A 13,829-nucleotide genomic window follows, 5' to 3' on the forward strand; every position below is an offset into this window, starting at 1 on the left:
CGAGTGATTACAAACACAAAATATTGTGTTCAGACTATATTAAACTACATGAGTGTCCAATTTGCAAGAATTTTTTAAGAGCTATTAGCATTATTAAGCATAAAAAAATACCCGCAGGGCATTCCCCGCGGGGTCAATGCACTTGATGTGCATCAACGAAATGGGAGAGGAGAAACCGGAGGAAGAGCTTATGGGGAAACGTAAGTCTTCTCCGCGGTTATCAGCAACACCTTTAAGGTATCGCTAATTATATGATTACCTAAATTTATCAAGTTATACTTTTTTAATGAATTTTTTTCTAAAAATCATCGAATTTTGCTAACTTATTTTACCTAATGACTTGAATGTGCTACCATAGATTATGAGCTTTAAAGAGGGTGGTAACTAATGAGAGTAATTGCTGGAATTGCAAAAGGAAGAGCGTTAAAATCTGTATTAGGAAAAAATACCCGGCCTACTACTGATAAAGTCAAAGAGGCATTATTTAGTATGATTAGTCCTTATCTTAATGGAGGTTTGGTCTTAGATTTATTTGCAGGCACGGGCGGATTAGGGATTGAGGCTTTAAGTAGAGGAATGGATCACGCAATCTTTGTTGATTATGACCGTAATAGTGTAAATGTCGTAAAAGCAAATCTTGAAATGTGTGGTTTTACTGATAGAGCTGAAGTATATCGAAATGATTTTAAGAGGGCTATTAAGGCTTTAAATAAACGACAACTTCTTTTTGATCTTATTTTTTTAGATCCTCCATATAAGATGGAAATATTAGAAAAGATAATTAGGAATTTAGTAACAAGTGATCTAGTCAGTTCAGGTGGAATCATTGTGGCTGAACATGATGCCAAATTACGTTTACCAGATAAAATAGAATCTTTAAAAGTCATTAAACAGACATCATATGGGAGTATTGGGGTAACAGTCTATCTTAATGAGTCTATCTAACAGTTTCACTGATTAACTTAGGGGGTGGAGTATTCATATGATTCATGCTGTTTATCCAGGAAGTTTTGATCCGGTAACCTATGGACATTTGGATATTATTCAAAGGGGTTCAAGGATTTTTGATAAAGTGACTGTTGCAGTTTTAATCAATCCATATAAAAATCCACTGTTTACAGTGGAAGAAAGAGTTGAACTTATTAAGGAAGTAACCAAAGACATGCCGAACGTGGAAGTAGATAGTTTTCATGGATTATTAATCGATTACATGCGACAAAAAAATGCGAATACGATTATAAAAGGATTAAGAGCAGTCTCAGATTTTGAGTATGAGTTACAGATGGCCTCAATTAATAGAAAACTGGATGAAAACATTGAAACGTTTTTTATGATGACTAACAATAAATATTCTTTCTTAAGTTCTAGTATTGTTAAGGAAGTTGCAAGACATCAAGGTTCTGTCAATGATTTAGTGCCTGAAGTGGTTGAAAATGCTCTTAAAGGAAAATTCATTACCAAGTAGTAGTATGAAGTTGTCTTTAATTTAATCGTTTTCTATAAAAATACATAAGCATCGCGAGTAATAACATGATGGAAAGAAAAATGATCGAGTAACTAATGATGTAAGTGTATGTTAACCAGATCGAAAATGGAGGATGAGCTGGTGTTTGAAATAGAAAGACTGGTAAACTCCCACTTAAATATTCTAGATTAAGATAATTCCATAGGATTCCTGCAAACAAAAAAGCAATTATTACGTGAATTATCCTTGCGAATAAAAAGGGCATATATTTGATATCTGTTTTCTGTAATATAGCTGCAATTTGGGCATGTACAGAGATCCCGCTCCATGCGGATACTGCACTAACTATTGCAATTTTCTGAACCATGGGGATACTACTTGCTGCTTCGCTGGCTGACTTAGCTCCTAATGTAACTTCAAAAAGACCATATATTATCGAATTAGATAAATCAGTAGAAATACCTAGAATCATTAGGATCTTACTGATTAATATCGACATCAGTAAAGTTATCTGTAGCTTGGTTAAAATTGTGAGTACAACTGAAAAAATCATGATAAATCCGCCGATCATCTGGAGGGTTTCAATAGAGGACATAACAGCATCTCCCATTAAGGTACCGAATTTTCGTCCGTCTTTTATTCTGGCTTCGTGCATAGCCTGAAAAGCCTTAATGATAATATTCCCATCTAAATTTTTTTCTGTCATTGTTGCATTATGTTCTCTATCTTTATTTATTTTGTAATATCTCATTATAAAACCTATAACGATACTTGATGAATAATGAATAATTGCAATCAGTGCTCCCAATCTTGCATCATTGAAAAAACCAACCGCAACTGCTCCAAATAGGAATAATGGGTCAGAAGTGCTTGTGAAGGAAACAAGTCGCTCTCCTTCTGTCTTGGTAATCAAATTTTGCTCTCTAAGACGTGACGTTAATTTTGCTCCCATTGGATAACCAGAAGCAAATCCCATCGCTAAAACAAAAGCTCCTACACCTTTGACATTAAATAATGGTTTCATCAATGGTTCAAGTAATACACCTAAAAAATGAACGATACCTAAACCTAATAAAATTTCCGAAGTGATTAAAAAAGGTAGCAATGAAGGGAAGATGATTTCCCACCAAATTTTTAGTCCCTTTAAAGAGGCTTTAAAAGCTTCATCAGGGTAGGTGATAATTGATGCGGCTAACATTAGTATAATTATTCCAAAAGCTAAGGTCTTAATATAATTATTTCTAGTGTTAGTTAAGGTGTTCATAGACAACCTCCTTACTTTTCTTCTAAATATCTACGTTATGTTTGTCTTATTTAGACCAAATAAAATGATTATTTTTCCCAACATGGTAATATCACATAGAGCATATTATTGATTTGAGGTGATTTTATGAGACCTAAAATAGGGATAGCTTTAGGTTCGGGAGGAGCTAGGGGATTGGCTCATATTGGGGTATTGAAAGTTTTTGAGGAACATCAAATTCCTATTGATTTTATTTCAGGTAGTAGTATGGGGAGTCTTATAGGAGCTTTGTACGCGAATAAAATTGATCTCAATATGTTAGAAAAATTAGCGGTAACATTAAGACGAAAGCATTGGTTAGATTTAACAGTTCCTAAAATAGGGTTTATCCAAGGAGAAAAGGTGAAAGAACTTATAAGAATACTTACTCATGGGAAAAATATTGAAGATTTGGCTATACCTTTAGCAATAGTAGCTACAGATATTGAGAATGGGGAAAGATATGTCTTTAACAAGGGCCCAGTATATGAGGCAGTTCGAGCTAGTATTTCGATACCCGGAATTTTTGTACCAGAAAGAGTTAATGGAAAGTTATTTGTTGATGGAGGGGTTGTCGAAAGGGTTCCGATTCAGTCAGTAAAGGATTTAGGGGCAGAATTTATCATCGCTGTTGATGTTGGTTTATACGATGCGAAGATGGAAGTGAAAAATATTTTTGATGTAATATCTCAAACAATAGATATTATGGAAAGAGAAAATTATCATCGTCAAATTGTTGGTGCTGATTATATAATTAGACCTGATGTAGGACACATAAGCTCTCTTTCTTTTACAAATGTAAAAGAAATAATTGAAGAAGGATACCTTAGAGCTAGTCAATCAATTGGTGAAATTAAGCAACTGATTAATAATTGGGAGGAGAAGTGATGGTTAACCCAAGGAAATTAAATTTAAATAAATCAAAGGTTAAACGATCACAACGCTTTTTTATAGGTATTATTATTTTAATCTTTATATCTTTTTATATTCCCGTACCGTACTACGTTTCCATGCCCGGTTCAGCGATTGAGTTAAATTCATTAGTGGAAGTAAAGGGTGGTTATCAGGAATCTGGAAACTTTATGTTGACCACAGTTAAGGTCATGCCAGGAACATTATCATCATTTATATATTCACAATTTAGTAAAAATGCAGAATTAATCCCTAAAGAATATATAATGTCTGATGACGAAGATCCTGAAGATTATACTAAAAGACAATTGAAAGTTATGAGCGAATCTCAACAAAATTCAATTATTGCCGCATTTAATTATTTAAAACTACCTATTGAAGTTACAGATAAAGGTATTGTAGTTATGGGCTTATTGTCAGGGGTGCCCAGTGAAAAAATCTTGAAAGTCGGGGATTTAATTATTGAAGTAGACGATAGGGAAATTAAAAGAACAGATGATCTTCTTTCATATTTTAAAGAAAAAGAAGAAGGAGAAATAATTAACGTAACTTACATAAGGGATGAGGAGATTCGTACTTCTAAGATACCTTTAGTTAATTTGGTAGATGATGATCAAAACAATTTTTCAAAAAAGGTAGGCTTAGGTATTTATCCATCAGAGGAGAAAGAGGTCATAACTTCCAAAAATATAGTTTTTAAGACAGAAGACATCGGGGGGCCCTCAGCAGGACTAATGTTCACATTGGAAATTATTAACCAATTGATCCCAAATGATTTAACAAAAGGGTATCAAATTGCTGGAACGGGAACAATTACGCCAAATGGAATTGTTGGGCAAATCGGTGGTGCTAGATTAAAGGTTAAAGCAGCTTATGAGAAAGGGGCTGAGATTTTCTTTGTCCCCAAAGATACAGAAGTGAATGATACAAACCAAAGGGACGCTGAAAATTCGAACAAAGATTTGGGTAGTCCTATGAAAATCATTTCAGTGTCAACAATAAGTGATGCAATAAATTATCTAGAACAGCTACCGGTGAAAGAAACTCCGGTAGCTATTTCCAATAAATAGGTGCTTGCTTGTATTCGTCAATAATCATTGATGGGTTTTTAAATCCTGCTTCATAAATTTTACTTGCATTAATATCTATTTCTAACATTAACGGTTTGTCTCTAGGAATGTTGGTGATCAATGGTAAATTTAAATCATGTTTTTTTCTTCGTAAAAATGCTCTACCAACATCATTAAAACCTAATACTCGTATATATTGCGGTCCTTTTTTTACATTTAGTGAGCGCACCTTGTCTTTAGTAAGATTTAGCAATAAATAAAGTAACGTTCGCTGGATTTTGGTCTTAGTATATCTCTTGGTTGTAAGAAGGTTCATCAGCTCAGAGAAAGAACTTGCTGCTAAAAGTTGTTGTTTAATGCGATTTTCGAGTCCTTCAAGCATTCCATGAATATTACTTAATTCTAATTTGTCCTTACCAGTTGCCATTATTTGTAGTGTAGTAAAAAAATTATCCCAAGAATTGAATCTATTTTGTTTGAATTCTTGTATTAGTAGTTGGTACGTGCTATTAGGTACAACGGATAAAATATCTTTCAAACTATTATTGGTAAAGATACTCTTTCTAATTGCTGTTGCACTTGCGATTGGGTGAGAGGAAATATTAGGGTCATGATAACCAGCATACTCTCTTTTAATTGTATGTACTTTTACTGAACTATTCATTTTTTTTAAATTCAGGATGTATTGAATACCTAATATATCATTGGGTTGGGTTATTTCTATGTCTTCCTTTCCTAAAAAGTGATTTATGGATAATGCTAAAGCTTTTGGGTAAGAATGCCCTAATGATAATGTTTCTTTTAGATGCTTTTTGAACCTCGTCGTTTCATTTAACAAAAGATCTGATACATCATTTAAAAGATCCAGTGAATTTCTTTCACTACCAAATACTAAATGGTCGACGTTCAACTGATCAAGTAAGAAAGTGGCACCATAGGCAAACCAATCTGCTGATTGTGTAGCATAAATAGTAGGCAATTCAATAACTAAATCGACTCCTTGAGCTAAAGCCATTTTTGTTCTCGTCCACTTATCTATAATTGCTGGCTCACCTCGTTGTAAAAACGAACCTGACATAACAGCAATGGTTGTGTCGGCCTTTGTTATCTTCTTTGCTTGTTGAAAATGAAATAGATGACCATTATGAAAAGGGTTATATTCAACTATTATCCCAAGTGTAGACACAATAATCCCCTCCGGGTGAATAAACTAATTGAATCTATGATTGACAAATTTTAAAGCAATAATATATAATAAACTTTGTTGTCCATTGAGGTGAAAACCATGAAAATAAGAATCTGGGAGATTGACAATCAAAACGGATCACTTGATTTCAATTATACCGAAAACTTAAATCATTTAGCAAAAGAAATCAATCAAATTATTGAGATTTCACCTGTTAATGTTATTGGTTCAGCTAGTAAGATGGCTGATGTTTACACAATTGAAGGAAAGGTCAAGGCGACCATAAAGTTACAATGTTCAAGGTGTTTAACACCTTTTGATTTTCATTTAGAGAGTGATTTTAAAGAGGTGCTTGTTCCTCAAGATGTTGATGTGGATTGGGAACAGGGTGAGAATATCCGTCCTTTAGAATCCGATGAAATTGATATCACCTCTATTGTTGAAGAAGCCATGCTTTTGGACGTACCTTACATACCTGTTTGTGATGAAGATTGTAAAGGTCTGTGTCAGGTTTGTGGTACAAATCTTAACGAGACTGATTGTGAATGTGAGACTGAAACAATTGATCCAAGACTAGCAGAGTTGGCTAAATGGTTTGACCAAGATGATGCTGATTGAGTAAAATATAGTTTGGCATTGCTGTTTGTGTTTAATAATTTATTTCATTAAATATTTTCATTTATTACGCCAAGGAGGTGGGAATAATGGCAGTACCTTTTAGAAGAACTTCTAAAACTCGTCGTGACATGCGTCGTACACACTACAAATTATCAGTTCCTGGTATGGTTAAGTGCCCACAATGTGGTGAGTATAAATTAGCTCATCGAGTATGTAAGAATTGCGGTACTTACAAAGGAAAAGAAGTTGTAAGTGAATAATATTTTATATAATAAGTATTTTTACGTTTGTACTAATCAATAAAAGCTTCGTCATGTGAAATGATTGAAGCTTTTTATTTTATCTATTTAATCGGAAAAATTGCTGGTTTCATTACTTATGTGGTTTTAGTTATTTTTCGATAGTTGAAATAAAATGATTTTTTTTATATACTTAATTAGTACCTGATACTAAAAATAGGTTATAAATTTAGGTGGTGGTTGTCATCTCACGTTTAGCAAAAAAACAAAGACAAGAAAAATTAGTTGATTACATAGAGAATAATCCTTTTATTACAGATGAAGATTTGGCAAAGAAATTTAACGTAAGCATCCAAACCATTCGATTAGATCGAATGGAATTAGGAATTCCAGAACTTAGGGAACGAATGAAAAAGATGGCTACAAAAACTTTTGATAATGTAAAATCGCTACACCTAAATGAGGTAATTGGAGAAATAATTGACCTTCAATTAGATCAATTCGGAATTTCTTTACTGGAGATTACTGAAGATCAAGTTTTCAAAAAGACAGGGATTGCAAGAGGGCATTATATTTTCGCTCAAGCAAATTCTTTAGCAGTTGCTTTAATTAACCAAGAAATTGCATTAACTGCAAAAGCAGATATTCGTTTTATCCGACCTGTTTATTTGAACGAGAGGCTAATTGCTAAGGCAAAGGTAGTAAGCACTAGTGGTGAGCGTAGTGAAATAAAAGTTAACACTTATGTAAATAACGAATTAGTTTTTAAAGGTCTTTTTACTGTATATCGTTCTAATGAATTTAAAACAGAATAGGAGGAGTAATTGTGAGAATAGTTATCGATGCCATGGGTGGTGACAATGCACCAAAAAGTAATGTTGAAGGGGCTATTCTAGCGGCTCAGCGTTATGATGATATTGAAGTGGTTTTGGTCGGTCAATTGGAAGAAGTAAATAAATATTTACCATCTAATGTACCTTCAAATATAACGTTAGTTAATGCGACTGAAGTTATCTATACAGAAGATGAACCTGTTAAAGCTGTAAGGAGGAAGAAAGATTCTTCACTAGTTGTTGCTGCAAAGATGGTAAGAGAGAACAAAGCAGACGCTGTAATAACAGCAGGAAACACTGGAGCTTTCATGACAGCTGGATTATTAATAGGTGGGCGGTTAGCTGGGATTGATAGGCCGGCTTTAGCATCGGTATTGCCTACAACTGGTAAAAATGGTGTATTGCTTTTAGATATGGGGGCCAACATGGACCCAACGCCGGAAAATCTTGTGCAGTATGCTTTGATGGGGAAGGTATACGCTGAATCGGTTCTAGGCTTTGAAAATCCTAGGATCGGTCTTCTTAATGTTGGTACAGAGGATACCAAAGGTAATGACTTAATGAAACGAACTTTTCCGTTGTTAAAGGAACTTCCGATTAATTTTGTCGGTAATGTTGAAGCAAGAGATGTACCAAAAGGGATATGTGATGTCTTAGTTACTGACGGCTTTTCTGGAAATGTTGTACTAAAGTTAACAGAAGGACTGGCAAGTTCGATTTTTCAACTTCTAAAGGTTGAATTTACAAGAACATTTCTCTCAAAGCTAGGGGCATTAATGTTGAAACCGAGTTTTAAAAATTTAAAAAAAGTGATGGATTATACGGAAGTAGGCGGAGCACCATTGCTTGGTGTTAACGGGGCTTTTATTAAAGCACACGGTTCATCAAATGCTAAAGCTATCATGAACGCTGTACGTCAAGCTAGAGCATTTTTAAAAAGTGAAGTTACAAAGAAAATCGAAAGTGAGATTTGAGAAAATTAAATGTTATGAAATAACGATTTGAAATGAGGAATCTAAAATGAATGTAGGTATTCTTGGAACGGGTTCTTATCTTCCCAAAAAAGTTTTAACTAATTTTGATTTAGAGAAAATGGTGGATACTAGTGATGAATGGATTGTTAGTAGAACAGGGATAAAAGAAAGAAGGATTGTTACTAGAGAACAGGCGGCATCCGATCTCGCCTATGAAGCAGCATTAAGTGCTCTAGAAAAAGCTAAAATATCCGCAGAACAGCTTGATTTAATAATCGTTGCAACTGTTACTCCTGATCACCTATTCCCTTCCACTGCATGTATTTTGCAGGATAAACTTGGTGCTAAAAAAGCCGCAGCTTTTGATTTGTCGGCTGCTTGTTCAGGATTTTTATACGGTATTACTACAGCTGCACAGTTTATTCAAGCTGGAGTCTACAAATATGTATTAGTCATTGGAGTAGAGACCTTATCAAAGATCACCGATTGGACTGATAGAAATACTTGTGTATTATTCGGTGATGGAGCTGGAGCAGCAGTACTTGGTCCTGTTGAAGAAGGATATGGATTATTATCCTTTGAACTTGGCGCAGATGGTTCTGGTGGTAATCTTTTGAAGCAACCAGCAGGAGGTTCTAGACTCCCTGCTTCTGAGGAAACGGTAGCTCAAGGATTACATTACATCCAAATGAATGGTCAAGAGGTTTTTAAATTCGCAGTAAAGACGATGGAACAGGCTTCAATTCGAGTTATTGAAAAGGCGGGTTTGAAGAAAGAAGATATTGACCTCCTTGTTCCACATCAGGCCAATATTAGAATTATTGATTATGCTGCTAAAAGGCTTGAACTAGATGATGAAAAGGTTATCGTAAATGTCGATAAATACGGTAATATGTCATCAGCTACAATCCCAATAGCACTAGATGAGGCTGTGGTTGAAAATAGGATTAATCACGGAGATAATGTCCTTTTAATTGGCTTTGGTGGTGGCTTAACATGGGGAGCAGCAATATTAAAATGGTATAGTAAAAAATAAAGAAAGGAGTGGGAGTTTGGCAAAGTTAGCTGTTGTTTTTCCGGGGCAAGGCTCACAATATGTTGGAATGGGTATGGATTTTTATCAAGAATATAGTACAGCTAGAGTTATTTTTGATGCGGCTGACGATATTTTGGGCTACCCACTATCTAAGCTAATGTTTGAAGGTCCAGAGGATGAATTGCGCTTAACAAGACATACCCAACCTGCTATCCTTACCAATAGTATTGCTATTTGGAACGTTATCAAAGAAAAAATTACAATCTCTCCGGCTTATATGGCTGGTCACAGTTTAGGTGAATATAGTGCTTTGACTGCAGCTGGTGGTATCAGTTTTGAAGATGCGCTAGAACTTGTCAAAAACCGGGGACAATTCATGGAAGAAGCTGTTGCAAAAGGTGAAGGTACTATGGCTGCTATTATGGGAATTGGACGAAATGAGCTTGAGACTATCTGTTATCAAGTGACAAATGATGGTTATTCTGTTCAACTTGCAAATATGAATACTCCAAATCAGATTGTGATATCTGGAACTGTAAAAGGGGTAGAATTTGCCAGTAAACTGGCTAAAGAAGGGGGAGCAAGAAGAGTAATCCCTCTATCAGTAAGTGGCCCTTTTCATTCAAGACTTATGCAACCTGCTAAGGAGCGTTTACGGCCGCTTGTTGATCAAACTTTAATAAATAAAATTACTATTCCTTTAGTTATGAATGTTAATGCCAAGCCAGAATCTAATCCTTCATCAATTAAGGAAAATTTAATTGAGCAAGTAGTTTCACCTGTGCTATGGACAGATATGGTGGAATGGATGATTGAAAATGGTGTTGATACATTTATAGAAGTAGGTCCAGGAAAAGTTTTGGCTGGATTGATTAAGAAGATTAATCGTAATGTTAAAACTTTTTCTATTGAAAATGTACAGTCATTTAAATCTTTTATCGAAGAGTTAGAAGTAAAGGGTGGGGAGTAACCGATGTTAAATTCAAAGGTAGCCATAGTTACTGGTGCTTCACGGGGTATTGGCAAAGAGATTGCATTAACCTTAGCTGAATCTGGTGCTAATGTTGTGATAAATTATGTCGGCAATCAAGAACGGGCAGAAGAAGTTGCACGGCAGATTAGAGAAATGGGAAGAGAAGCGTTAGTAATCCAAGCTGACGTATCTGATAGTAAACAGGTGGATAATTTAATCTCTACTGCATTATCTCATTTTGGAAAGGTAGATATTCTGGTTAATAATGCGGGAATAACCAGAGATAATCTAATAATGCGAATGAAAGAAGAAGATTGGGATAAAGTTATTGCCACTAACTTAAAAAGTGTTTTCCTTTTAAGTAAAGCAATTTCAAGACCGATGATGAAACAAAGATATGGAAGAATTATCAATATTTCATCTGTGGTTGGAGTTTTAGGTAATCCTGGTCAAGCCAATTATGTTGCTGCCAAGTCAGGGGTGATTGGACTAACAAAGACTTTAGCAAGAGAATTGGCAACTAGAGGAATTACAGTGAATGCAGTTGCTCCTGGCTATATTGAAACTGATATGACAACAAATTTATCAGAAGATGTTAAATCTAAACTTTTGGATCAAATTCCCTTAGCACGTCTTGGAACTCCAAAGGATGTAGCTAATGTTGTTAAATTTTTAGTTTCTGATCAGGCTTCATATATGACAGGACAGGTTTTACACGTTGACGGTGGAATGGTAATGTAACTAGTAATTTAAGGAATAATCCCGTATAATACTTGGAGAGGAGGTGAACGATCATGGCAGACATTTTTGAACGTGTAAAAAAAATAATCGTCGATCGTCTAGACGTCGAAGAAGAAAAGATAACAATGGAAGCTTCCTTCAAAGATGATCTTGGGGCAGATTCTTTAGATATTGTAGAATTGGTTATGGAGTTAGAAGATGAGTTTGATATGGAAATTGATGATGAAGATGCAGAGAAGATTTCTACTGTTGGAGATGCAGTAGAATACATAAAATCTCATCAATAATCAAAAAAAGTCCCGTACTTTATAACGGGACTTTCTCCACAATGAAGATGACTTGTCATTATTATACTTTTTATCTAATATATTTTATCATTAAATAAGGATGTTAGTTCATATCAAATTGAACTTATAGATAGATGTAATTATTGTATGGAGGTGTTGGCATGAAGAGAAGGGTTGTAGTGACCGGTATGGGGGTTATTTCTCCAGTTGGCAATGATCTAGATTCCTTTTGGAACTCATTAGTTAATGGTATTTCAGGAATCGATTATATTACCCAGTTTGACACAACAAATTATTCTGTTAAAATAGCTGCTGAAGTAAAGGATTTTAAACCTGAAGATTTTATTGAGAAGAAAGAAGTAAGAAGGCTTGATCGCTTCACCCAATTTGCCATCGCAGCTTCAAAAATGGCAATTAAAGATGCTGATTTAACAATCAATGAAGCTAATGCTGAACGTGTAGGAGTGTACATTGGTTCAGGAATAGGTGGACTAAAAACCATTGAGGAACAACACACTGTATTATTAAATAAAGGTCCAAAACGTATTTCACCTTTCTTTATTCCGATGTTGATTAGTAACATGGCTTCAGGACAAGTTTCAATTATTGCTGGTGCAAAAGGTCCAAATTATGCTCCTATTTCTGCATGTGCAACCGGTACCCATGCAATAGGTGATGCATTTTTAATGATCGAGCGTGGAGATGCTGATGTAATGATTGCAGGCGGAGCTGAAGCTACCATTGCTCCATTAGCAGTTGCAGGATTTTCTTCAATGAAAGCCCTATCGACTAGGAATGATGAACCAAAGAAAGCTAGTCGCCCCTTTGATAAGGATAGAAATGGATTTGTAATGGGTGAGGGAGCAGGAGTTCTCATCTTAGAATCATTAGACCATGCTCTAAATCGCGGTGCTAAGATTTATGCAGAAGTTATTGGCTATGGTGCAACCGGAGATGCCTATCATTTTACTGCTCCAGCGCCAGAAGGCCAGGGTGCAGCTCGGGCTATGAAACTTGCACTAAAACGTGCTAATATAAAACCAGAGGAAGTTGATTATATCAATGCCCATGGTACTTCAACCGAATTGAATGATAAATATGAAACCATGGCTATCAAGTCGGTATTTACTGACCATGCCTATAAACTTGCAGTTAGTTCCACTAAAAGTGTTACAGGTCATTTATTAGGTGCGGCTGGAGCGATAGAAGGTATTGCCATTGCTATGGCAATCACACATGGAATCATACCTCCTACAATCAATTATGAAAACCCAGACCCTGAATGCGATCTTGACTATGTTCCTAATGAATCTAGAAAACAGGAGATCAAAGTGGCTCTCTCAAACTCTTTAGGTTTTGGTGGACATAATGCAACAATTGTTATGAAAAAATACGAAGAATGATACTCGGTGGTGAAAATAATTGGCAATTGACTTCAGAGCTTTACAGGATAAAATAGGTATATTCTTTAACAATCAGAAATATTTGAAACAGGCATTTACTCACTCCTCTTATGTAAATGAACATAAAAACAGACATTTGCAGGATAATGAAAGGTTAGAATTTTTAGGGGATGCCGTTTTAGAATTAACTGTTTCAGATTATCTGTACAAGACTTTTCCGAATATGAAGGAAGGTCAAATGACTAAATTAAGGGCGGCCATAGTGTGTGAAGCCTCACTTGTAGATTTTGCTGAATCCCTTAATTTTGGAAATTATATTTTGCTTGGTAAAGGTGAAGAGATAACTGGAGGTAGACATCGTCCAGCGTTATTAGCAGATGTTTTTGAGTCCTTTATTGGAGCGTTATATTTAGATCAGGGTATCGAGTCAGTTAGACGATTTTTAGAGAAATACGTATTTCCTAAGGTAGATCATGGGTACTATAATCAATTACATGATTTTAAAAGTCAATTACAAGAATATGTACAACATGACAACTTAGGAAATATAGTATATCGAATCGTTGATGAGATAGGCCCAGCCCATGATAGGGAGTTTCATTCTGAAGTACTAATCGGTGGTAAGTATTTTGGCAAAGGTGTAGGTAAAAGTAAAAAAGAGTCTGAACAACAGGCGGCACATCAGGCTTTGATTAAATTGGGAGTAGTCAAGGATTAAAAAAAGAATATCTCCACAGAGAAGCGACCCAAATGACAAGTATTTGGGTCGCTTTTACATATAACAAATACGTAATTCAATTGGGGACGGTG

16 protein-coding genes are annotated in these 13,829 nt (G+C 35.2%); 14 read left to right on the forward strand and 2 right to left on the reverse strand.

Annotation, left to right across the window (positions count from 1 at the left end; translation table 11 throughout):
- Positions 1 to 387: 387 nt before the first annotated feature.
- Positions 388 to 945 (forward strand): 16S rRNA (guanine(966)-N(2))-methyltransferase RsmD, encoded by a 558-nt coding sequence (gene rsmD / locus BHF71_RS00100; RefSeq protein ID WP_069655660.1) that lies wholly within the window; start codon positions 388 to 390, stop codon positions 943 to 945.
- Between the two features lie 37 nt (positions 946 to 982).
- Positions 983 to 1,465 carry a pantetheine-phosphate adenylyltransferase gene (coaD, locus tag BHF71_RS00105; protein ID WP_069655661.1) on the forward strand — a complete coding sequence of 161 codons (483 nt, stop codon included), beginning with the start codon at positions 983 to 985 and terminating at the stop codon, positions 1,463 to 1,465.
- 16 nt (positions 1,466 to 1,481) lie between these two features.
- On the opposite strand, the gene ylbJ is transcribed toward coaD, so the two are convergent.
- Positions 1,482 to 2,729, reverse strand: a complete 1,248-nt coding sequence (gene ylbJ, locus BHF71_RS00110; protein ID WP_069655662.1) for a sporulation integral membrane protein YlbJ — start codon at positions 2,727 to 2,729, stop codon at positions 1,482 to 1,484.
- 126 nt (positions 2,730 to 2,855) lie between these two features.
- On the opposite strand from ylbJ, the gene BHF71_RS00115 reads away from it, so the two are divergent.
- Both BHF71_RS00115 and BHF71_RS00120 read left to right on the forward strand, forming a co-directional pair.
- Entirely contained in the window at positions 2,856 to 3,635 is a 780-nt protein-coding gene (locus BHF71_RS00115) for a patatin-like phospholipase family protein (RefSeq protein WP_069655663.1), read from the forward strand.
- A complete protein-coding gene (locus BHF71_RS00120; RefSeq protein WP_069655664.1) occupies positions 3,635 to 4,729 on the forward strand; it encodes a SepM family pheromone-processing serine protease in 1,095 nt (364 codons plus the stop codon). The genes BHF71_RS00115 and BHF71_RS00120 overlap by 1 nt, the downstream gene beginning before the upstream one ends.
- On the opposite strand, the gene BHF71_RS00125 is transcribed toward BHF71_RS00120, so the two are convergent.
- Positions 4,713 to 5,915, reverse strand: a complete 1,203-nt coding sequence (locus BHF71_RS00125; protein WP_069655665.1) for a nucleotidyltransferase — start codon at positions 5,913 to 5,915, stop codon at positions 4,713 to 4,715. The genes BHF71_RS00120 and BHF71_RS00125 overlap by 17 nt on opposite strands.
- 99 nt (positions 5,916 to 6,014) lie before the next feature.
- Between BHF71_RS00125 and BHF71_RS00130 the strand changes: the two genes are divergently transcribed.
- The 10 genes from BHF71_RS00130 (at position 6,015) to rnc (ending at position 13,737) form a co-directional block, all read left to right on the forward strand.
- Complete coding sequence (locus tag BHF71_RS00130) at positions 6,015 to 6,533, forward strand: YceD family protein (protein ID WP_069655666.1); 519 nt, start codon at positions 6,015 to 6,017, stop codon at positions 6,531 to 6,533.
- An 86-nt stretch (positions 6,534 to 6,619) separates the two neighbouring features.
- On the forward strand, positions 6,620 to 6,793 hold the full coding sequence (gene rpmF, locus BHF71_RS00135) for a 50S ribosomal protein L32 (RefSeq protein WP_069655667.1): 174 nt from the start codon (positions 6,620 to 6,622) through the stop codon (positions 6,791 to 6,793).
- 212 nt (positions 6,794 to 7,005) lie between these two features.
- Positions 7,006 to 7,587, forward strand: coding sequence for a transcription factor FapR (gene fapR / locus BHF71_RS00140; protein WP_069655668.1), 582 nt, complete (start codon positions 7,006 to 7,008; stop codon positions 7,585 to 7,587).
- Between the two features lie 11 nt (positions 7,588 to 7,598).
- Positions 7,599 to 8,579 carry a phosphate acyltransferase PlsX gene (gene plsX, locus BHF71_RS00145; RefSeq protein WP_069655669.1) on the forward strand — a complete coding sequence of 327 codons (981 nt, stop codon included), beginning with the start codon at positions 7,599 to 7,601 and terminating at the stop codon, positions 8,577 to 8,579.
- A gap of 46 nt (positions 8,580 to 8,625) precedes the next feature.
- Positions 8,626 to 9,615, forward strand: a complete 990-nt coding sequence (locus tag BHF71_RS00150) for a beta-ketoacyl-ACP synthase III (protein WP_069655670.1) — start codon at positions 8,626 to 8,628, stop codon at positions 9,613 to 9,615.
- Between the two features lie 16 nt (positions 9,616 to 9,631).
- Entirely contained in the window at positions 9,632 to 10,585 is a 954-nt protein-coding gene (gene fabD, locus BHF71_RS00155; protein ID WP_084024031.1) for an ACP S-malonyltransferase, read from the forward strand.
- 3 nt (positions 10,586 to 10,588) lie between these two features.
- The gene (fabG, locus tag BHF71_RS00160; protein ID WP_069655671.1) at positions 10,589 to 11,329 is read left to right on the forward strand and encodes a 3-oxoacyl-[acyl-carrier-protein] reductase; all 741 of its coding nucleotides are present in this window, start codon (positions 10,589 to 10,591) and stop codon (positions 11,327 to 11,329) included.
- A gap of 53 nt (positions 11,330 to 11,382) precedes the next feature.
- Complete coding sequence (locus tag BHF71_RS00165; protein ID WP_069655672.1) at positions 11,383 to 11,616, forward strand: acyl carrier protein; 234 nt, start codon at positions 11,383 to 11,385, stop codon at positions 11,614 to 11,616.
- 161 nt (positions 11,617 to 11,777) lie between these two features.
- Complete coding sequence (fabF, locus tag BHF71_RS00170; RefSeq protein WP_069655673.1) at positions 11,778 to 13,019, forward strand: beta-ketoacyl-ACP synthase II; 1,242 nt, start codon at positions 11,778 to 11,780, stop codon at positions 13,017 to 13,019.
- Positions 13,020 to 13,044: 25 nt separating this feature from the next.
- Positions 13,045 to 13,737: a ribonuclease III gene (gene rnc / locus BHF71_RS00175; RefSeq protein ID WP_069655798.1), complete on the forward strand. Its 693-nt coding sequence runs from the start codon at positions 13,045 to 13,047 to the stop codon at positions 13,735 to 13,737.
- The last annotated feature ends 92 nt before the right edge of the window (positions 13,738 to 13,829 follow it).

The organism is Vulcanibacillus modesticaldus (assembly GCF_001730235.1).
In the GTDB taxonomy this organism is placed as follows: Bacteria; Bacillota; Bacilli; order Tepidibacillales; family Tepidibacillaceae; genus Vulcanibacillus; species Vulcanibacillus modesticaldus.

Bases quoted from the DNA above. Each gene is read 5' to 3' on its own strand.
- coaD (WP_069655661.1), top strand. From the start codon at position 983: ATGATTCATGCTGTTTATCCAGGAAGTTTTGATCCGGTAACCTATGGA.
- ylbJ (WP_069655662.1), bottom strand. From the start codon at position 2,729: ATGAACACCTTAACTAACACTAGAAATAATTATATTAAGACCTTAGCT.
- BHF71_RS00130 (WP_069655666.1), top strand. From the start codon at position 6,015: ATGAAAATAAGAATCTGGGAGATTGACAATCAAAACGGATCACTTGAT.
- fabF (WP_069655673.1), top strand. From the start codon at position 11,778: ATGAAGAGAAGGGTTGTAGTGACCGGTATGGGGGTTATTTCTCCAGTT.
- rsmD (WP_069655660.1), top strand. From the start codon at position 388: ATGAGAGTAATTGCTGGAATTGCAAAAGGAAGAGCGTTAAAATCTGTA.
- BHF71_RS00165 (WP_069655672.1), top strand. From the start codon at position 11,383: ATGGCAGACATTTTTGAACGTGTAAAAAAAATAATCGTCGATCGTCTA.
- BHF71_RS00115 (WP_069655663.1), top strand. From the start codon at position 2,856: ATGAGACCTAAAATAGGGATAGCTTTAGGTTCGGGAGGAGCTAGGGGA.
- fabG (WP_069655671.1), top strand. From the start codon at position 10,589: ATGTTAAATTCAAAGGTAGCCATAGTTACTGGTGCTTCACGGGGTATT.
- BHF71_RS00120 (WP_069655664.1), top strand. From the start codon at position 3,635: ATGGTTAACCCAAGGAAATTAAATTTAAATAAATCAAAGGTTAAACGA.
- BHF71_RS00150 (WP_069655670.1), top strand. From the start codon at position 8,626: ATGAATGTAGGTATTCTTGGAACGGGTTCTTATCTTCCCAAAAAAGTT.
- rpmF (WP_069655667.1), top strand. From the start codon at position 6,620: ATGGCAGTACCTTTTAGAAGAACTTCTAAAACTCGTCGTGACATGCGT.